Origin of the sequence: Streptomyces sp. NPDC056486 (assembly GCF_042795295.1) — a bacterium.
In the GTDB taxonomy this organism is placed as follows: Bacteria; Actinomycetota; Actinomycetes; order Streptomycetales; family Streptomycetaceae; genus Streptomyces.
In genome coordinates, this window is the sequence record NZ_JBHTSF010000017.1 from 74,318 (window position 1) to 94,151 (window position 19,834).

Consider the following 19,834-nt stretch of genomic DNA (forward strand, 5'->3'; position numbering starts at 1 on the left):
GCCGGTCACTTCCCCTCGGCGCGGTTGGCGCGCAGGTAGAACACCGCGAAGACGGCGGAGATCAGGATCAGGACGTTGCCGACGACGGCGCCCGCGCCGAAGTCCAGCTGCACGAAGGAGTTCTGGTAGGTAAGGGTGCCCAGGGTCTGGGTGGAGTCGGCGGGGCCGCCGTCGGTCAGGGCGAGGATCAGGTCGAGGATCTTGACCGTCGACATGAAGCCGAGGACCAGGACGACGGTGATGACCGGCTTCAGCAGGGGCAGCGTGATCGAGCGGAACGTCCGCCAGGCGGAGGCGCCGTCCAGGGAAGCGGCCTCGTACAGCTCCTTGGGCACCTCCTGAAGGCCTCCATACAGGATCACCAGGTTGAAGGGGATGCCGATCCAGATGTTCACCAGGATGACGGAGAACAGGGCCATGCCGGGGCTGGTCAGCCAGGGGGTGGCGCCGCCCAGGCCGAAGGTGTCGAGGAAGGAGTTGAGGACGCCGGTGTCCTGGTCCAGGATGCGGCGCCACACGATGCCGGAGACGACCATCGGGACGAGCCAGGGCAGCAGGATCAGGGAGCGCAGCACGCCGTTCAGCGGGAATCTCTTGGTGAAGAAGACGGCGAGCGCGAGGCCGATGCCGAACTGGCCGATCAGGGAACCGACGGTGAAGACGACGGTGTGCCACAGCGCCTTGCCGAACAGGTCGTCCTGGAAGACCTTGCTCCAGTTGTCGGTGCCGTTGAACGGGGCCTTGCCGTCGAAGAAGGTGGAGGGCGAGTAGTCCTGGAAGCTCATCAGGACGTTGCGCACGAGCGGGTAGCCGAAGAAGAGCAGCATGAAGATGACCGCGGGCGCGATGAAGCCCCACTGGGAGAGCCTGCGGCGGCGCCGCGCGCGTGCCGGGTCGGGCTTCTTGGCGGTGGTCGTCGGGGCATCGGCGGCGGGCACGGTCGCGGAGGCTGTGGTGGTCGACATGTTCGTCACGTCACTTCCCGCTCGTGGCGCGCTGCTGGGCGCGCTGGAGCGCGGCCTCGCTGGACTGCCCGGTGAGGGCGGACTGGAAGGCGCTCTGCAGGGCGAGCGACACGGACGACCAGCGCGCGCCGACCTTGGCCGTGCGCGAGCGCGCGGTGGCCACCTGGTCGGCGAGGGCGTCGAGTTCGGGCACTTCCTTGCGCCAGACGGCGGCGGCCTTCTCGTTGGCCGGGACCATCCAGCTGTTGCGCGCGTAGGTGATCTGTTCCTTCTCGCCCGCCATGCAGTCGATGATCTTCGCGGCGGTCCTTTCGCGCGCGGTGTCACCGGTCTTGGGCACGGTGAGGACGGCGCCGCCGAGCGGGCCGACGGAGTCCTCCCCCGCCTTCGGCACGGGGATCCGGGCGATGCCCCAGTCCAGGTTCTTCTTGGTGTTGAGAGTCTCGACCTGCCACGGACCGTTGATCATCATTGCGGCGTTGCCCGCCATGAACTGGTCGTTGACGTCGGCCTGGGTCCAGTTGACGGTCGACTTGGAGAGCGAGCCGTCCTTGATGAGGCCCTTCCAGTAGTCGAGCGCCTGGGCGACCGGCTTGCTCGCGAGGCGCGACTCGTCACCGCCGTTGGACCACATGAACGGCGTGAACTGGAAGACGCCGTCCTCCGCGCCGCCCGCGCTCAGGGCGATGCCGTACTGCCTGCTCTGGGTGAGCTTCTTGGCGGATCGTCGCATCTCGTCCCAGGTGGTGGGCACTTCGAGGCCCGCCTTCTTCAAGGTGTCCTTGTTGTAGAACAGGGCGAGGGTGTTCACCGTGCGCGCGGCCCCGTAGTAGGTGCCCTTGTAGGAGCCGAAGTCGACGATGCCCCGCGGTATGTCCTGGGTGGACAGGCCCAGCGTGCGCAGGTCGATCAGGCCGCCGGCCTCGGCGAACGTCGGCATTTCGGAGGCGTCGAACTGGATGACGTCCGGCAGTGACTTCGACGAGGCCATGCGCAGTGACTTCGTCATGACCTGTGCGGCCGGCACGCTCTGCTGCTCGATGGTGATGCCGAGCCGCTTGCTGCAGCGGGACAGGGTGGCGGCGTCCCAGCCGTGATACGAGTCGTCGGTCGACGAGTTGAGGACGGTGTAGACGTCGTCGTCGCGTTGCTGGCCGCATCCGGTGAGTGCCGCGGTGGCCACGAGCGCGGAGACAACGGTGAGCGGGACCGTCGCCCGCCGACCGGCACGGCGGCGCCTGACACGCGCGCGCTGCGGTATGTGTGCTGCTGTCACGGTGGTTGCCCTTGCCTGGGAGGGGTGGCAGGACCGGCGGGACGCCCGTGTCCCGCCGGGGTGTTCACAGATCCCGGTACGGCTCCGGCCTCGGCCGTACGGGCTCGATCGGGGGGTGCAGGGCTCGGCGCACGCCGAGCAGGTGCTCCATGGCGAGCTGGTCGAGGCGCTCGAAAGCCATGGAGCGCTGGACGGCGGCGTTCACGTCGTGGTCCTCGTACGCGCCAGGTCGTCGTCGTGGAACGTCACGCCGTACGCACCGAGTTCGGCGAGCCGGCGTACGGAGTCGACGGGGACCGGCGCGGGGCGGGTGGCGTCGCCGGAGGGGTCATTGCCCCGCCAACCGACGGTCCACAGACCGAACGTGAACGTGTCTTCGGGAGTGCGGGTGAAGCGGTCGGACATGGTGCGGCCCTTTGCTGCGGGTTTGTTTTCTGACATGACTAATACGGCACCAAGCGCTTCGACGCTAGACCCAGGAGCCAACTTCACGCCCTGCAAAATCGTCACTACCTGGCGCTATCAAGAATCGAAGCGCTTCCGCGTTGACGCTGAAGAAGGACCCTTGCCGTTTTGTTTTCTGTGCGATCAAATGGCACGGGTAGCTACTGCGCCTTCAAGATCCCAAGTCCGTTGAGGGGCCCACGCCACCGACCAGCATCGTCATCGGCAGGGGGAGTTGGCCGCGGCCCGCTCCACGACACCATCCAGCCCGCCCCGTCCCTCTCGACCAGGGACCTGGCACCGGCCGTTCCCTGCCCCCGACGGCTCCTGCGACCCGAACTGCCACCCCGCACCACCCTGAGGAAGATCATGAAGTTCACCGACGGCTTCTGGCTCATGCGCGACGGGGTCGAGGCCTCGTACGCGACCGAGGTCCGCAGTGTCCGAGCCGACGCCGACCGCTTCACCGCCCACGCCGCGATCAAGCGCGTCGAGCGCCGCGGCGACACCCTCAACTCCCCCCTGCTGACCGTCGACTGCTTCTCCCCCGCCGAGGGCGTCATCGGCGTCCGCACCACACACCTTGCGGGCAAACGCCGCCTCGGCCCGGACTTCGGCCTGCCGGGCGCCGACACCGGGGTCGGCCAAGTGCGCCGCGACGGCGACATGATCGAGCTGACCAGCGGCCCCCTCACCGCACGCCTTGACCAGGCCGCCCCCTGGGCGCTGTCGTTCCGTGACGCGGACGGCCGGGAGATCACATCGGCAGGCCGCAAGGGCACGGCCTTCTTCACCACCGGTGACGGCGCACATCACATGGCCGGGCGGCTGGCGCTCGGCGTCGGCGAACAGGTCTACGGTCTGGGCGAACGCTTCACCCCGTTCGTCAAGAACGGCCAGGTCGTGGACATGTGGCAGGCCGACGGCGGCACGAACAGCGAACAGGCCTACAAGAACGTCCCGTTCAGCCTGCACCTCTCCCCCACCGGCGCTTACGGCGTGTTCGTCAACCACCCCGGCAAGGTGAGCTACGAGATCGGCTCGGAGTCGGTCGGCCAGATGCAGTTCAGCGTCCAGGACCAGACGCTGGAGTACTTCGTCGTCGCGGGCCCGACACCGAAAGACGTCCTGCGCCGCTACACCGCGCTCACCGGCCGCCCCGCGCTGCCGCCTGCGTGGTCGTTCGGACTGTGGCTCACCACCTCTTTCACGACGCAGTACGACGAGGAGACGGTGACGTCCTTCGTCGACGGCATGGCCGAGCGCGACATCCCGCTGAGCGTCTTCCACTTCGACTGCTTCTGGATGCGTGAGTACCAGTGGTCGGACTTCGAGTGGGATCCGGATGTCTTCCCCGACCCCGAGGGCATGCTGGCCCGGCTGAAGGGACGGGGACTGAAGATCTCCGTGTGGATCAACCCGTACATCGCGCAGAAGTCCGCCCTGTTCGACGAGGCCGCCGCCGCGGGGTATCTGGTGAAGCGGACGAACGGCGACATCTGGCAGTGGGACCTGTGGCAGGCGGGCATGGCGCTCGTCGACTTCACGAACCCCGAGGCCTGCGCCTGGTTCCAGGCGAAGCTGAAGGTCCTGCTCGACCAGGGCGTCGACTGCTTCAAGACCGACTTCGGCGAGCGCATCCCCACCGACGTGGTCTGGCACGACGGCTCCGACCCGGAGCGTATGCACAACTACTACACGCACCTGTACAACCGCACCGTCTTCGAGCTCCTGGAGAAGGAACGCGGCACGGGCGAGGCCGTCCTGTTCGCGCGTTCGGCGACGGCGGGCGGCCAGCAGTATCCGGTGCACTGGGGCGGCGACTGCTTCTCGTCGTTCGGTGCGATGGCGGAGTCGCTGCGCGGTGGTCTGTCACTGTCGTTGTCGGGCTTCGGCTTCTGGTCGCACGACATCGGCGGCTTCGAGGGCACCCCGGACCCGGCGGTCTTCAAGCGCTGGCTCGCCTTCGGCCTGCTCTCCTCGCACAGCCGCCTGCACGGCTCCAGCTCCTACCGGGTGCCGTGGGAGTTCGGTGACGAAGCCGTCGACGTGACACGGCAGTTCACACGGCTCAAGCACCGGCTCATGCCCTACCTGTACGGCGCCGCGGCCGAAGCCCACCACACCGGCGTGCCGCTGATGCGGCCCATGCTCCTCGAGTTCCCCGAGGACCCCACCGCCCGCGGCCTGGACCGGCAGTACATGCTCGGCCCCGACCTGCTCGTCGCCCCGGTCTTCTCGACCGACGGCGACGTCGAGTACTACCTGCCCCCGGGCACCTGGACCCACCTCCTGACCGGCGAACACGTCCAGGGGCCGGTCTGGCGCCGCGAACAGCACGGCTTCGACAGCCTGCCCCTGTACGTCCGCCCGGGAGCGGTCCTCCCACTCGGCTCCGACACACAACGACCCGACGGGGACTGGCTCGACGACCTCACCCTGCTCGTCACCCCCGACGCACACCAGGTGACGGTCACGGTCCCCGACCACTCCGGCCGCCCTGCCGCCGTTTACCAGGTGACGCGCGAGGCTACGGACGACGCGACGGTGACCGTGACCCCGCCGGAAGGACGCAGCGCTCCACGCACGGTGATGTCGGCCGACCTGTGAAGTAGTCGGGATCCCCCTCGTCATCAGCCCTGCCGTACAAGGGAGTCGGCAAGGCTGATGGCCTCTCGCTCGCCCAGCGGGGCGTGTCCGAGGAGGAAGCGGTACCAGAAGACTCCGTACACCTGATCCACCATCAGGTCGAGGTCGCTGTCCGCCGTCAATTCGCCGCGCTCCTGCCCGCGGGTGAGCACCTCGCGCAGCGCCGTCCGGCGGGCCTGCGTGAACTCCCGCATCAGGTCGGCGAGACGGGGGTCTCGGGCGGCCTCCTGCGCCACGGTGCGCAGGGCGGGGCCGACCGGTGCCGCCTGCGCCTCCTCGAACGTCGAGGTGACCACGGCCCGTAGGTCCTCGCGCAGCGAGCCGGAGTCCGGCACGGGTACGGCTCGCTGCGCGCGGTCGGTCAGAGCATCCAGCAGCACCGCGCCCTTCGAAGGCCACCACCGGTAGAGGGTCTGTTTGCCGACCCCTGCCTCCCGCGCGATGGCGTCCACGCCGACGGGTGCGCCATCCGCGTCCGCGATCAACCTCAACGCCGCCTCGAGGACGGCCCGGCGCGCTTCCTCGTTGCGGCGGCGTCCCGTGTGGGCCCGTTCGGCGCTCATCGCCGTCACCTTCTCTCCGTGCGTTCCAGGACGTGTTCCCTGGGGATTCCCCCGAACCCCTTGACGAGACTACCGGTCTCGACAACACTCATCTTACCGAGACCGCCGGTCTCGACAAAGATGGAGAGCCAGAAAGCCCTCCGGAAACACGAGGACAAGGTCACCATGGCTTCTGCAACACCTTCCAGCAGCGCCCACGCCGTCATCATGGGCGGCAGCTCCGGCATCGGCGAGGCCACCGCTGCACTCTTCGCCCAAGGCGGCGCCGAGGTCACGATCACCGGTCGTGACCGGACGAAGCTCGACGAGGCTGCCGCCCGGATCGGCGGCAAGACCTCCACATACCGCATGGACGCCACCGACCAGGCAGACATCGACGCCTTCTTCGCCGCCACCGCCCCCATCGACCATCTGGTCATCGCGGTCAGCGGCGCGGCGGGCAGCGGCCCGTTCGCCGATCTGGACCTGGCCCAGCTCGCGCAGGGCTTCGATGCCAAGTTCTGGCCCCAACTGCGCATTCTGCAGGCCGCTTTAGGGCACCTGACCGAGCAGGCCTCGGTCACCTTCATCACGGCCGCCTCGGCCCGCGCCGCCTTCCCCGGCACCTCGGGCCTGGCCGCGATCAACGGAGCCCTGGAGTCGATGATCCCGCCGCTCGCCGTCGAACTGGCCCCGCGCCGGATCAACGCCGTCTCTCCCGGTGTCATCGACACCCCCTGGTGGAACCGGGTCCCGGCCGCGCAGCGCGAGGAGCTGTTCGCGGGGCTCGCGACGACGACCCCGGTGGGCCGCGTCGGCACCCCCGAAGAGGTGGCGCAGGCGATCAACTCCCTTGCCACGAACGGCTTCATCACCGGGGTGGTGCTGGACTGCACCGGCGGGGCGAACCTGGCGACAGGCCGCTGAGCGGCACGCACCCGGATGCCCTCACGGCCATGACACCATCCCGCCCCCTTACGGCGACGGCCACGCAACACCGTTTCTGTGCAGACGAGTTGCCGCGCCACGCCACCTGGTCGGAGCTCCTGAGCGACCTGGTGTTCGTGGCAGCCGTCGGCCACCACGGCGGCCATCCCGGGCCACGCATCGGCGCCTCTCCGCCGCCGATGGACGGTGACGGTGGCGGAGAGGCGATCAGGAGTCGTTCGGCTCAGGTGCCGCAGTTGCCGGATGCGGGTTCGCCGGCGAAGCGCCGGCCGAGCCACTCAAGTGCCGGGCCGTTGCCCTGGATGGCCGTCCCCACGTGGGATTGCCCGGCGAAGGACGTCCACTGCACGGCGTTGCCCTTCGCGCACCAGTCGGCCCGCAACTTCTGTCCGACCGCGTAGGGGATCGTCTCGTCCGCATCCCCGTGGTACACGAACGTGGGCGCCGACGGGCGCTGGGTGCCGATCAACTGCTTGCCGATGGCCCTCTGCCAGTCCGGCCGCTCCAGCGGGTTGGACGTCGTGACGTCCTCGATCGCCTTGCCGCGCCCGGCCTCCAGGACCGTACCGACGCACTCGCTCCGCACTACTTGGGCGAGCTTGCGGCCTTCGGCGTTGAGGTACTTGCCGAGGGCCAGGGCCGGGTGGGCGGCGTTCTGGCCGACGGCGGACATCAGCAGGTATCCGGCGCTGTCCCCGCCCTCCAGCGAGTCGGCGACCTTGGTGAGATCGGCGGGAACGCCGCCGCTCGCCGTTCCCGCGACCTTCAACTCGGGAGCGTAGGTCGCCGCCATTTCGGCGGCCTTCGCGCTCGCGCCGCCGCCCTGCGAGTAGCCCATGATGCCGACGGGCGCATCCGCAGCGACGCCGTACTTCGCCGCCTCGGGGTGCCGCTGTGCGGCACGCGCCGCGTCGAGCACGGCACTGCCCTGCGCCTTGGCGACCATGTAGGTGTGGTCACCGGGGGTGCCGAGGCCCTCGTAGTCGGTGACGACGACGGCGTAGCCCCGTACCAGCGCGGCGTTGACGAGCGGGGCCTCAGCCGTCGTGCCGCCCGGGAAACCGGCGGACGGCGCACACTTGTCGCCGAGACCGACCGTGCCGACGGCGTACGTGATCAGCGGGCGCGGGGTGGCTTTGCCGTCGTCGGGGACGATCACGGTGCCGGAGACCGCGTTGGGCCGTCCGTCTGCGGAGGTCGACCGGTAGGTGATCTTCCAGGCCTTGGTGGGGGTCGGAACGCCCGGCGTGTACTGGAACGAGGACGGCTTCGAGCCGAGGATCTCGCCGGGGGCCTTCTTCTTTCCTGGGTGCTTTCGGTGATGCTTGCCTGGGTGCTTGGCGGCTTGACCGTGGTGCTTGCCCTTGCCCTTGCCCTTGCCGTGCTTCGCGGCAGCGGGGGCATTCCCGGCGGCCTGCACCGCGGAGTGGGCCGAGCGGGTGGCGTCCGGGGCGTTCTCGCTCTGCGCCGCGGCGGACCCGGGGAGCCCGAGCACCGCCACCGCGAGCACGGTACCCGCGGCCATTGATCTTCTGCGTGAGGCTGGCGTCATGCAGATCTCCCAACTCTCCTGTGGGGTAGGGCAGTTGGGAAGCACCGTACTGACCCGTCAGTAATACAGCCATAGGCGTGCAGCGGCCCGCCCCCTTCGGCCGCCGCGGCGGCCCGCTGCGCAATCCCACGAAGAAGCGTCGGGTCCTACCCGCGCGCGGGCTCGAGCACGAAGACGGGGATCACACGGTCGGTCTTCTCCTGATACTCGGCGTACGGCGGATACGCGGCGACCGCGCGCTCCCACCACTCGGCTTTCTCATCCCCGGTGATCTCACGGGCCGTCATGTCCCGGCGTGCGGGGCCGTCCTGGAGCTCCACGTGCGGGTCGGACTTGATGTTGAAGTACCAGACCGGGTGACGTGGGAAGCCGCCCTTCGAGGCCACGGCCGCGTACCGCCCCTCGTGCTCCACGCGCATCAACGGGATCTTGCGGATCTTGCCGCTCTTCGCGCCGCGCGTCGTGAGAATGACGACGGGCAGGCCCGTGTCCCAGAGCGTCAATCCCTGCGTGCCTCCCGAACTCTCGTACAGCTCGACCTGATCGCGCACCCACTGCGCCGGACTCGGCCCGTACTCGCCCTCAAGAGGCATCGCATTCACCCATCGTCGCGTCATGAAGTGCAGTGTCCGGCGGGTGGCCAGGTAAACGAAGTATGCCCCTGACCAGCAAGAATGAGGATTGTCGAGCCCTTGCTCCCTCTCCGGCCGGAGGCACTTCCCAGGCGAAGAAGCATATCGGGTGCTACCCGCGTGTCCGCGTCGAAGGCGGCGGCCGTTCGGTGGTCTCCCAGGCCGGGGCGGTGCTGCCACCCTCGAAAAACTCGCTCTACAGGCCCAGATCCCGGCCGACGATCTCCTTCATGATCTCGGTGGTGCCGCCGTAGATGGTGGTGATGCGCGAGTCCAGGTAGTCGTGGGCGATGCGGTATTCGAGCATGTAGCCGTAGGCGCCGTGCAGTTGGAGGCAGCGTCCGACGATGTCGACGTATCGCTCGGTGGCCCAGAACTTCGCCGATGCGGCATCCACCGCGCTCAGCCTGCCGCGGGAGTGCCGGGCGAGCAGATCGTCCAGGTAGGCGCGCCCCACCCGGGCGGTGGTCACCATGTCGGCCAGTTCGAAGCGGGTGTTCTGGAAGGAGCCGATCGGCCGGCCGAACGCCTTGCGTTGCCTGACGTACTCCAGGGTGCGTTCCAGCACGCCCTCGATGGACGCCACGGCGTTGGCGGCTATCGAGATCCGCTCCTGGGGCAGGTTGCGCATCAGGGCCTTGAAGCCCGCGCCCTCCTGGCCGAGCAGATTGGCCGTCGGCACCCGGACGTCCTGGAAGAACAGCTCGCTGGTGTCCTGGGCATGCAGGCCGACCTTCTCCAGGTTGCGCCCCCGCGAGAAGCCGGGCCGGTCCGCCTCGACGACCAGCAGGCTGATCCCGCCGTGGCGGTCCGGTCCGGTGCGTACGGCGGTGACGACCAGGTCGGCGTTCTGGCCGTTGGAGATGAAGACCTTGCTCCCGTTGACCACGTAGTCGTCGCCGTCGCGGACGGCGGTGGTGGCGATGCCGGCCAGGTCGCTGCCGGTTCCGGGTTCCGTCATCGCGACCGCGACGACGAGCTCTCCGGCGGCGATACCCGGCAGCCAGCGGGCCTTCTGCTGGTCGTCGGTCAGGTCGGTGAAGTAGGGAACGACGATGTCGTTGGACAGTGTCAGCGAGGCGAGCCCGTCCGAGGCGGGGTGACGGGAGAACTCTTCGCCGATCACCGCGTTGAAGCGGTAGTCGCTGACCCCGGCGCCGCCGTACTCCTCGGGGATGTTGAAGCCGAGGATTCCCGCTCGGGCGGCTTCACGGAAGAGTTCACGGTCGACTCTGCCCTCGGCCCGCCACTGCTCGGCGTGCGGCTCGGCGTGCTTGTCGGCGAAGGCTCGGGCCGTCTCCCGCAGGAGCTCGTGCTCGTCCTCGTACAGCGACCGCTCGGCGGAGATCACATCGGCCATCAGGACTCCTGTTCCAGATCATGATCGAATAGGGAAGGACGGTGCGTGCGGTCAGGTCCCCGGCAGGAGGACCGGCTTCAGTGTCAGACCGGCCCGCTGGTCGGCCACCGCCCGGTCGAAGTCGGCCAGGGCGTAGGTGGTCACCAGGCGGTCGAGGGGCAGGAGACCGCGGCAGAAGCGCTGGACCAGTTCCGGGGTGAGGACCGAGGGTTCGGCATCGCCCTCGACGCAGCCGCGCACCTGCGGCCCGCGCAGCAGCGGCGCGGAGATCTTCACTCGCGCTCCAGGCCGAAGTAGAAGAGGTGCCCGCTCGCGGACACAGCACTGGCCTTGCCGTTCATCACTCCCAGGAGGGTGTTGTCGTCCACCCGCTTGAAGTGGTCGAACACCGGCATGCCGTCGTACACCATCGTGGCGGTCACCTCGCCTCGGAACTCGACGTTCCAAAGGCTGGCCTCGCCTCGGCCCGCGGTGGTGTCGGAGTAGAGGCTGCCGTCCTGCGCCAGGCAGATCAGCGGTTTGGCGTCGTCCAGGGCGATGAACCGTTTGCCGTGCCAGCGGCTGTGGGCCAGCACCTGCTCGACGGGGTGGCCGGCGGAGATGCCGACCACACCCTTGGGCACCCTGAGCTCCGCGACCTTGGTCAGGCCGGGGACCATTCCGCGTACGCGACGAGTGGTCAGGTAGCGGGCGCTGCGGCGCGCGTAGTGCCGGGCGATCGCCGCGACCTGCGCCACCTCCTGCCAGGCGTGATAGCGGGCCTTGCCCGTCTCCCACTGGATCAGGTCGAGCACCTGGTCCTGCCGCTGGAGGAGCAGGTCGTGAAAGGCGAGGACGAGCCCGGCCCGGCGCGCGAGCGGCGTCCGTGCCCAGTCCCGCTGGGCGGCCCTGGCCGCGGAGGCCGCGGACTCGACGTCCTTCGGGGTGCAGGCGGGAACGGGCGCGATGGGCGTCAGGTCCCACGGCGCGAGCGCCGTCACCGGCCCGAGCGCGTCCGCCTCTTGGCGGCTCTGGTCACGGTGTACCCACCCGCACCACTGCTCGAGCAGTTCGCCGGACACCCAGGCGGGTCGCGAGTCGGCCACCGAGGACGACGGAGGCGGCGGCGCTTCGGTCTGGTCCTGCTCCGTGTTCATGGGGCTCCTCGGGGTGCCGGACGGATGCGGGTCGGATGCGGGGCGGATGTGGCGGCGCTTCGCCCAGTCACAGAGTTGCCGCGCGGTGCAGGGGCGACGGCAGCGGTTTCTGGACCGTGCAGAGGTCTTGCCGTTGATCTAACGCGTCGTTATGTTAATCAGAAATCACATTCAGGAACAACCACGCGACCGGGCCAGATCCTGCATCTCAGGCTCATTTTCAAGGCGACGTAGCGCACGCACGGAAGGTAGGAAAGTAAATGGAAAATCTCACCAGAAGGCGCGCTCTGTCGATCGGCGCCGTGCTGGGGCTCGCGAGCGTGGCGAGCGCGCCCGGTGCGTGGTCCTGGTCGTCCAAGGGCTCGATCGAGGGGACCGACTCGGTCACCGACCCGTTCTCGGTCTGGGACCCGGACGCGGACGACGTGGCGGCCCGGCTCCTCGCCGACGGCTCGATCCCGGGCGTCAACAAGGCCTGGGATGCGTGGGTCGACAACAGCGACCCCTTGCCGTCCGGTATGCCGGGCTACCTGACCGACTACCTGAAGCAGGTCAACCGGTTGCCCTCATGGGCCGATCCCGCGCTGCTGGCCGCGTCCGAGAAGCTCTACAAGCGCCTGAACAGCTACCTGTTCGTGTCCGAGAGCCTCGGCAGCGGGATTCTGAGCACCGTGATCCCGCGGGAAGCCAGGGCGGTCTACTGGTCCGCCGGCGGCGCCGACATGAAGGAACGCGCGGCCAAGACCTTCACTTTCGGCTACGACCTGCACAGCCCGACCGCCTGGCAGCCGGCGGGGCACTTCCTGGTCTCGGCCAACAAGACGCGCATGGTGCACTCGACGGTCCGCAGCCTGCTGCTGACCTCGAAGCGCTTCATGGAGAGCGCGGACCAACCGAAGCCGATCAGCAACGGCGACATCCTGGTCACCTTCCACTCCGTGGCCACCGTCGCGCAGAACAACTTGAAGAAGTGGGGCATCAAGCTGTCCGCCCAGGAGCAGGCAGCCGACCTGCACGCCTGGCAGGTCGCCCTCCACCTGCTCGGCGTGCAGCGCCAGTTCATCCCCGCCACCTGGGCGGACGCGCAGGCGCAGGCCAATCAGATGCTGTGGCCCAAGGTCGCCCCCACGCCCGAGGGCATCAGCCTGGCCAAGACGCTGCTTGGGTACGTCGAGGACCCCACCCTGGGCTTGACCACCGGATTCGTCAGCGAGATGGTCCGCTATCTGATCAGCGACACATACGCCGACTGGCTCGACCTGCCCCACGACAGGGTGTCGCGGGCCCTGATCAAGGCCGCCTGGCCGACATATGTCAGGTTCCGCGAGGGGCTGTCGCCCATCGTTCCGGACGGCCTCTACCTGTTCGACCAGGTCGTGCGCGGCATCGCCATGCTGTTCCTCAACAACGGCACCTCGCCGACACAGACCCCGATCACCCTCCCCACCGCGAACCGGCCCGGCGCTTGAGCCGACGGACCCCTGCACGCAATGCCCCGCGGCCGCCCGGGGCGGATCGCGGGGCGCTTCCTCCCTGGCCCACGCCACCCGATGCGGCGCAGGGCGCGGTTACCCCAGCCCCAGGGCGGCCACGACCAGAGCGGTGACGGCGCTCCGGTGCTCGGGGGTATCCTGCCAGCGCAGTCGGCGACCGGCCTCGACCACGACGCCGAACCCTGTATGCACCAGAACGCGCGCCTGCCGCGGGTCCAGCTCGGGGCGAGCCAGGCGCAGTTGCTGCTCCCATACGGCGATGTGGTCGCGCTGTGCGCGGATCAGGGGCTGCTGCAGATCGGCCGGCAGTCCGACGACTTCGGCCTCGGCGACGCTGGTGAGCGCGGTGTGCTCGAAGCTGTAGGCCACATACGTCGCCGCCAGTGCCACCACGGCGTCGTGCGGGTCGCTCACTCCGTCGAGGTTGCGGTCGACCGCCTGGTCCAGCAGACCGGCCGCCTGCAGGCACGCCGCCACCAGGATGTCCACCTTGTTGGGGTAGTGGCGGTAGAGCGCGGACGGGACCAGGCCGACCGCCTCCGCGATCCGCCCGTTCGTCACCTTGGCGAACCCGTCCCGCGCGAACAGTGGGACGGCGGCGGCGAGGATCTCCGCACGCCGGGTACGCGGCACCGGCTGGGCGGGCAGTTCGACGGAGCGCGCCCGGCCGCCCGCCGTCGCCGGATCGGTCGCGGCCACGCGCAGGGCGGACGCCAACAGCACTTCCTCGGCCCGGCGCCGGGCGATGGAGACGTGATGGGTCGTGATGGACCCGATCACGCCGAGGGACGCCGCGGCACACAGCTCCGCCTGTGGCGAGGGGTGGTCGCGCCGCACGGCCTCGCCGACCCGTCCGACGACGCGTGCGAACTTCTCCCGCAGGATCCTGCGATCCTCGTGATCGAGGTATCGGGCCTCCCATCGGTAGAGGCCGCCCGACGCACGGTGGTTCACCGCGACCCGGGTCACGGCCCCAAGCACCTCCGCAGGACCGGCGTCGGGCGCCACCTCGCCGAGCACGGCGACGAGCCGGTCGACCATGACGTTCGCGCACTCGGCGAACAGCGCGTACTTGTTGGGGAAATGCCGGTACAGGGCCGCCGCACTGATATTCACCGCGGCGGCGATCTCCTCCATGGACGCCGCGTGATAGCCACGCTCGCTGAACACCCGGCCGGCTGCCCCGACGATGAGCTGCCTGCGGTTGCGCGGCCGCACGGCCGCGATCGGATCGGCGTTCACCGGCGGGCACAAAGGCGGGGAGACAAGGCCATGCGCGCCAGTGAATCACAAGACGATCCACGCCAGAACCCGCTGCGGCGCCACCGGCGCCTGCCGCGGACATCCCGGCACCACGATGTGATTTCCGATTAACAAAAAGCTTCTTGAGCGGCCACATCGCGGGCATAATGGCGGCCGCCCCCTTCCCCCGCCCGTCCGGAACCCGAGGAGTGGCATGTCCATCGATACGGCTCCCGCATGGTCCTTCCGCCACCACTGGATGGCGCATGCGGCCACCCACGCGATGATGCGACCCGACAAGCCCGCCCTGCGCCATCTCGGGGAGACCACGACCTGGGCACAGCTGTCGCGGCGGTCGCTCCAACTGGCCGCCGCCCTCGCCGACCGCGGAGTAGCCGCGGGTGACCGCGTGGCCATGCTCACGCTGAACCATCCGTGGTTCGTGGAAAGCCTGTTCGCGGCGAACAGTCTGGGGGCCATGGCCGTGCCCCTCAGCTTCCGGCTCGCACCGCTGGAACTCGACTACATCCTCACCGACTGCACTCCCGCGGCGATCGTCGTCGACGCACGGCTCCTGCCGCTGCTGCGAGCCGTACCGAATGCCGCCTCGATCGGCACCGTCATCGTGATCGGCGACCCGGACGACGTCGCAGCGACTACGGCCGGAGCCGAGGCCCGCACCGCGGAGGCCCGCACCACGGAGGCCCGCACCGCCTACGAGGAGTTCCTGTCGGCGCACGAGCCGATGGAACTGCCTGACATCAGCGAGGAGTCGACCGCGCTGATCATGTACACCTCGGGTACCACCGGCCGGCCGAAGGGAGTGATGCTCTCCCACCGCAACATGCAGATACAGGCGATCACCTGCATCCGGGCGATGGACATCTTCGACGACTCCGACGTCGGCTTCCTCACCGCTCCGTTCTTTCACATCGCAGGCCTCGGTTCGATCGTCGCGAACTTCCTGGTGGGCAGCACCGTGGTGATCCACCCCCTCGGGGCCTTCGATCCCCGGGCCGTACTCGACGCCTACGAACGCGAGGGCGCCACGATCGTCTTCAACGTGCCGCAGCAGTGGGAGCTGATCTGCGCCCAGCCCGACATCCGCAAGCGCGACCTCAAGCTGCGCGTCATCAGCTGGGGAGCCGCGCCCGCCGGCGACGCGACCCTTCGCGCCATGGGCGAGAGCTTTCCCAAGGCCCTCAACGTCGCGGTCTTCGGCCAGACCGAGACCTCACCGATCACCTGCGTCCTTCGCGGCGCGGACGCCCTGCGCAAGCTCGGATCGGTCGGCAGGCCGATCCCGACCCTCCAGTACCGCATCGTCGACGCCGCCATGAACGACGTCCCGGTCGGCGAAGTCGGCGAGATCGTCTATCGCGGCCCGACCGTGACGCAGGGGTACTGGAACAAACCCCATGAGACCGCGGCTGCCTTCCACGGCGGGTGGTTCCACTCCGGAGATCTGGTCAAGCAGGACCCGGAGGGGTTCGTCTGGGTCGTCGATCGCGCGAAAGACATGATCATCAGCGGCGGCGAGAACATCTACTGCGCCGAACTGGAGAACGTCATCGCCGAACACCCCTCGGTCCGTGAAGTCGCGGTGATCGGCAGGCCCGACGAGCGCTGGGGCCAAGTACCGGTCGCCTTCGTCACGGTGGCACCCCAGGGCGAGCTGTCGCTCCCTCAGCTGACTGATTTCCTCGGCGGGAAGCTCGCCTCCTTCAAGATGCCCAAGGATCTCAGGCTGGTTCCCGAACTTCCCCGCAACGCCGGAGGCAAGGTCATCAAGGGGAAGTTGCGAGAAGACGACGTGCGCACACCAGGACGCCCCTGAGCCGCTGGTCAGTCGGTAACCGTCGCTGTCACCGGTTCGCGGCGTGCCACGTCCACCAGCGAGCAGTCGGTGATTTTGAGCGCGGGTGACACGGCGAGGGTCAGGGTCGACACACTCATGAAGGGGTTGAGGTGGTTCCAGCCCCAGGTTTCCAGCGCCGTTCGCACGGCGGCCGCCTGGTCGGCGACCTCGTGCGCGGGGCGGGCGGACAGCACGCCGCCCACGGGCAGCGGCATGCGCGCCGCCACGGTTCCGCCCTCGGCGCCCCGGACTACGGCCACCCCTCCCCCGTCGGCGACGACTGTCGCGGCGGCCACGGCCATCGCCGCACGTGAGGTGCCGATCGTCAGGAGGTTGTGGCTGTCGTGGGCGTACGTCGACGCCACGGCGCCGTCACTCAGATCCCGGCCCACCAGCGGGGCGAAGACCGTGCCGGGGCGTCCGTAGCGGTTTCGTACGCGGACCAGTGTGGTCCGTCCCTCCCAGTGCACCTCGCCGCCGGAGACCAGGAGTTCGACCTCGGTTGCTTCGGTGTAGGTGTCGCGTGCGTTGACGCTCATCGCCCGGAAGCGGTGCGTGCCGTCCGGCAGGTCCACGCGCCAGCGGAAGCCGTCCTCGTCCTGGGGTTCTACGTCCACGCGGCTGTCCAGGGGCGGTACGTCGAGGGCCTCCGAAGCGGGTGTCGCCTGTACGGGTGCGCCGTCGCGGCCCACGATGTGGCCACCCGCCAGCACCAGTGCGGGCTCGAACGAGGCGAGTTCGCCCCGCAGCAGGACCAGGTCGGCACGCTTGCCGGGTGAGACGACGCCACGGTCGTGGAGCCGCAGGCGCTGGGCCGGGGTCCAGGTCAGGGCCTTGAGGACGGCGTGGGGCGGGAACCCGGCGGCCACGGCGACCCGCGCGATGTGGTCCAGGTGGCCTCGCTCGACGATGTGGTCGGCCGCGAGGTCGTCCGTGACCAGGCACAGCGGCGGGAGTTGGGGCAAGGACAGCAGGGCTGTCGCCACCTCCGGGGTGAGGCACTTCTCCTGGAGCATCATCGTCATGCCCAGGCGTGCCTTCTCCAGGACCACCTCGGTGCGGTTCTTGGTGTGGTCGGAGTCCACACCGGTGGCCAGGTACGCGCTCAGTTCCGCGCCGGTCAGGTTCGGGCAGTGGCCGTCCAGGATCGCGTCGTGCGCGCGGGCCACGGCGGTGATCTCGTGCATGCGGCGGTCGCCGGCGACGACCGCGCGGTAGTCCATGACCTCGCCGAGTGCGATGACGCCCGGCCACTCCAGCATCTCGGCGATGTCGTCGGCGGAGAGGGCCGCTCCGGCGTGCTCCAGGCCCTCAAGCGCGGGCACGCACGAGGGAACGCCCCACAGCTGGGTCTGGGCACTCTGGCGGCCCGCGTCGATCATCCAGCGCATGGCGTCCCGGCCGGCGACGTTGACGATCTCGTGCGGGTCGGCGAGGACCGTCGTCGTACCGCGGGCCAGCGTCACGGCGGCGAACTCCTGAGGCGTCAGGAACGCGCTCTCGATGTGCATGTGGGCGTCCACGAAGCCGGGGACGATCAGCATGCCGGTCGCGTCGATCTCCTCTGCGGCCGTGGCCGGGGTGCCGGGCGGGAGCACCGCGGTGATCCGGTCGCCCCGTACCAGTACGTCCGCGGCGAACTCCTCACCGGTGAAGGTGGACATCACGCGCCCGCCGCTGATCCGGAGGTCGTGCTGCTCACTCATGTGGTCGTGCTCCTTGGAAGGGTGTCGTCACGCACGGGCGGGAGCGGCCAGCCCCGGTAGATGTTGTCGCCTCGGGCCGAAGGGGTTGTCAGGAAACGTCAGGGGACGAGTGTGTAGAAGTAGTAGCCCAGCGGGATCACGACGATCCACAGCGGCCAGGGCACCTCGCGGATCCGGCCGCTGACGGTCTTCACCAGGACGTGGGCCGCGAGGCCGGTCGCGATGCCGGTGCCGAAGTTGCCGAAGAACAGCGTGGTCGCGACGGTCAGCGCGGCCGGGACGGCGTTCGTGGGGTCCTTGAAGTCGACGTTCTTGAGCGCGCCGAGCATGTTCAGGCCGATGAACATCAGCACGGGCGCGGTGGCGGCCGAGGGGATCAGGGTGGCGAACGGGGTGACGAGCAGCAGCAACGCGAAGCCGCACGCGGCCCATACCGATGCCAGACCGGTCTTGCCGCCCGCGTCGGCGGCGGCCGACGACTCCAGGTAGGCGGTCATCGAAGGCGCGCCCACGGCCGAACCGCCCATCACGGAGACCGAGTCGACAAGGAAGGGGCGGCGGGAGCCGGGGATGTTGCCGTCCTTGTCCAGGAGGCCGGCGCGTCCGGAGACGGCAAGGAGGGTTCCGGTCATGGAGAAGAACTCGGACACGAAGAACGCGAAGATGTAGGGGAAGTATTCGGGCTTGAGGGCGCCGAGGATGTCGATGTGGAAGAGGAGGGGGCCGGGTGAGTCGGGCGCCGCGAAGAGGCTGTCGGGGACATCGGTCACGCCAAGGGGCACGCCGACGAGGGTGACGGCTGCGATGGTGATGAGGAAGGCGCCCGGTACCTTGCGTGCGGCGAGGGCGGTGAGCAGCAGCAGGCCGGCCAGGGCGAGCAGCGCGGTGGGCTCGGACAGGTCGCCGACCGCGAGCGCGGCCTTGTCGGCGTTGCCGATGACGAGGTCGGCGTCGCGGAACCCGATGAGGGCGATGTAGAGGCCCAGGCCGCCGCTGATGGCGTACTTGAGGTTGATCGGCATGAGCCGCGTGACGAGGTCGCGGATGCCGAAGAGGGTCAGGAGCAGGAAGGCGACGCCGGACCAGAACACCATGCCGAGCGCCGTGTCCCAGGGGACGTGGTCCTGTCCGACGATGGTGAACGCGATCAGGGCCACGCCGCCGAGGCCCGGGGCGACGACGAACGGCAGGTTGGCGATCAGCCCCATGGCCAGCGTCGCGAGGGCGATGGCGATGATGACGGCGGTCGTCGCGGCGCCGTGCGGCACACCGGCGGAGGCCAGCTGGCCGGGGACCACGACGACGGCGTAGGCGGCGGCCATGAACATCGAGGCGCCTGCCACGAGTTCCGTGCGGTGGCTGCTGCCGCGATCGCGGACGCCGAAGTGCCGCTCGACGAGCGAGGCGGGCGGCGCGGTGGTGGCGTCGGTCTGCTCGCCGGACGGCGGAGCGGTGGTGGGCATGGGGACCTCGGCGGGGTGAGGGGCGGGCACGCGGCTGTCGGCGCGGTCAGAGTGCGGGCGCGCGGGGAACCCGGCTTGGCCCGCTCTCTGCAACCGGTCTCTGAAACCGGTTGCAGAGACCGGTTGCGGGTATCATGGCACGGCATCAGGCGAAAGTGAACACGGGCCTCGGACGGATCTTCGATCCTTGCCGGGCACATGAGGCAGGGGACGGCATTGGCGACGCTCTTGGACGTGGCGCGTGCGGCGGGGGTGTCCAAGGCCACCGCCTCGCGGGCACTGCAGCGCCCCGAACTGGTCGCCGAGAGCACGCGGCTTCGCGTCCGGGAGGCGGCCGACCGGCTCGGTTTCCATCCCAACGCCGCCGCCCGAGCGCTGACCACGGGCCGTACGGGCCTGATCGGCCTGATCGTGCCGACGCTCTCGAACCCGTTCTTCGCGCCGCTGGTGATGGGCGCGCAGCAGGCGGCGGAGGAGACCGAGAGCCATCTGCTGATCGCGGTCTCGGAGTATGACGCGCAGCGTGAGGCCGCCCTCGCCGACCGGCTCTCCGAGCAGGCCGACGGCC

Annotated in this window: 17 protein-coding genes and 1 pseudogene; 5 read left to right on the plus strand and 13 right to left on the minus strand. The window is 69.3% G+C overall.

All coding sequences use genetic code 11. The annotated features are described in order from the left end of the window. Positions 1-5: 5 nt before the first annotated feature. The 4 genes and pseudogenes from ACFQ7F_RS10330 to ACFQ7F_RS10345 all read right to left on the minus strand — a co-directional run. Positions 6-965: a carbohydrate ABC transporter permease gene (locus ACFQ7F_RS10330; protein ID WP_383268950.1), complete on the minus strand. Its 960-nt coding sequence runs from the start codon at positions 963-965 to the stop codon at positions 6-8. 10 nt (positions 966-975) lie between these two features. Beyond that, complete coding sequence (locus tag ACFQ7F_RS10335) at positions 976-2,241, minus strand: ABC transporter substrate-binding protein (RefSeq protein WP_383268951.1); 1,266 nt, start codon at positions 2,239-2,241, stop codon at positions 976-978. A 64-nt stretch (positions 2,242-2,305) separates the two neighbouring features. After that, complete coding sequence (locus ACFQ7F_RS10340) at positions 2,306-2,446, minus strand: hypothetical protein (RefSeq protein ID WP_383268952.1); 141 nt, start codon at positions 2,444-2,446, stop codon at positions 2,306-2,308. Between the two features lie 20 nt (positions 2,447-2,466). Then, a pseudogene (locus ACFQ7F_RS10345) lies at positions 2,467-2,646 on the minus strand (xylose isomerase); the annotation flags it as partial. 408 nt (positions 2,647-3,054) lie between these two features. On the opposite strand from ACFQ7F_RS10345, the gene yicI reads away from it, so the two are divergent. Next, positions 3,055-5,295, plus strand: a complete 2,241-nt coding sequence (yicI, locus tag ACFQ7F_RS10350) for an alpha-xylosidase (protein ID WP_383268953.1) — start codon at positions 3,055-3,057, stop codon at positions 5,293-5,295. Between the two features lie 23 nt (positions 5,296-5,318). Here yicI and ACFQ7F_RS10355 read toward each other — a convergent pair whose 3' ends face one another. Further along, the gene (locus tag ACFQ7F_RS10355) at positions 5,319-5,897 is read right to left on the minus strand and encodes a TetR/AcrR family transcriptional regulator (protein ID WP_383268955.1); all 579 of its coding nucleotides are present in this window, start codon (positions 5,895-5,897) and stop codon (positions 5,319-5,321) included. A gap of 165 nt (positions 5,898-6,062) precedes the next feature. On the opposite strand from ACFQ7F_RS10355, the gene ACFQ7F_RS10360 reads away from it, so the two are divergent. After that, a complete protein-coding gene (locus tag ACFQ7F_RS10360) occupies positions 6,063-6,803 on the plus strand; it encodes an SDR family oxidoreductase (RefSeq protein ID WP_383268956.1) in 741 nt (246 codons plus the stop codon). Between the two features lie 244 nt (positions 6,804-7,047). On the opposite strand, the gene ACFQ7F_RS10365 is transcribed toward ACFQ7F_RS10360, so the two are convergent. The 5 genes from ACFQ7F_RS10365 to ACFQ7F_RS10385 form a co-directional block, all read right to left on the minus strand. Then, positions 7,048-8,349 carry a lipase family protein gene (locus ACFQ7F_RS10365; protein ID WP_383268958.1) on the minus strand — a complete coding sequence of 434 codons (1,302 nt, stop codon included), beginning with the start codon at positions 8,347-8,349 and terminating at the stop codon, positions 7,048-7,050. A gap of 173 nt (positions 8,350-8,522) precedes the next feature. Then, entirely contained in the window at positions 8,523-8,969 is a 447-nt protein-coding gene (locus ACFQ7F_RS10370; protein WP_383268980.1) for a nitroreductase family deazaflavin-dependent oxidoreductase, read from the minus strand. A 235-nt stretch (positions 8,970-9,204) separates the two neighbouring features. Continuing rightward, a complete protein-coding gene (locus ACFQ7F_RS10375) occupies positions 9,205-10,368 on the minus strand; it encodes an acyl-CoA dehydrogenase family protein (protein WP_383268960.1) in 1,164 nt (387 codons plus the stop codon). Between the two features lie 51 nt (positions 10,369-10,419). Then, positions 10,420-10,644 (minus strand): hypothetical protein, encoded by a 225-nt coding sequence (locus tag ACFQ7F_RS10380; RefSeq protein WP_383268961.1) that lies wholly within the window; start codon positions 10,642-10,644, stop codon positions 10,420-10,422. After that, the gene (locus ACFQ7F_RS10385) at positions 10,641-11,504 is read right to left on the minus strand and encodes an aldehyde dehydrogenase family protein (protein ID WP_383268963.1); all 864 of its coding nucleotides are present in this window, start codon (positions 11,502-11,504) and stop codon (positions 10,641-10,643) included. Before ACFQ7F_RS10385 ends, ACFQ7F_RS10380 begins: the two co-directional genes overlap by 4 nt. 260 nt (positions 11,505-11,764) lie before the next feature. Here ACFQ7F_RS10385 and ACFQ7F_RS10390 point away from each other — a divergent pair, with 260 nt between their 5' ends. Further along, positions 11,765-12,973: an oxygenase MpaB family protein gene (locus tag ACFQ7F_RS10390; RefSeq protein WP_383268964.1), complete on the plus strand. Its 1,209-nt coding sequence runs from the start codon at positions 11,765-11,767 to the stop codon at positions 12,971-12,973. Positions 12,974-13,072: 99 nt separating this feature from the next. Here ACFQ7F_RS10390 and ACFQ7F_RS10395 read toward each other — a convergent pair whose 3' ends face one another. Beyond that, entirely contained in the window at positions 13,073-14,239 is a 1,167-nt protein-coding gene (locus tag ACFQ7F_RS10395) for a TetR/AcrR family transcriptional regulator (RefSeq protein ID WP_383268966.1), read from the minus strand. Positions 14,240-14,453: 214 nt separating this feature from the next. On the opposite strand from ACFQ7F_RS10395, the gene ACFQ7F_RS10400 reads away from it, so the two are divergent. After that, positions 14,454-16,076 (plus strand): long-chain-fatty-acid--CoA ligase, encoded by a 1,623-nt coding sequence (locus ACFQ7F_RS10400; RefSeq protein WP_383268967.1) that lies wholly within the window; start codon positions 14,454-14,456, stop codon positions 16,074-16,076. An 8-nt stretch (positions 16,077-16,084) separates the two neighbouring features. On the opposite strand, the gene ACFQ7F_RS10405 is transcribed toward ACFQ7F_RS10400, so the two are convergent. After that, a complete protein-coding gene (locus ACFQ7F_RS10405; RefSeq protein WP_383268969.1) occupies positions 16,085-17,803 on the minus strand; it encodes an adenine deaminase C-terminal domain-containing protein in 1,719 nt (572 codons plus the stop codon). A gap of 98 nt (positions 17,804-17,901) precedes the next feature. Continuing rightward, positions 17,902-19,266, minus strand: a complete 1,365-nt coding sequence (locus tag ACFQ7F_RS10410; RefSeq protein WP_383268971.1) for an NCS2 family permease — start codon at positions 19,264-19,266, stop codon at positions 17,902-17,904. Positions 19,267-19,482: 216 nt separating this feature from the next. Here ACFQ7F_RS10410 and ACFQ7F_RS10415 point away from each other — a divergent pair. Next, positions 19,483-19,834 (plus strand): LacI family DNA-binding transcriptional regulator (locus ACFQ7F_RS10415; RefSeq protein ID WP_383268973.1); only part of this gene is annotated, 352 nt, incomplete at its 3' end.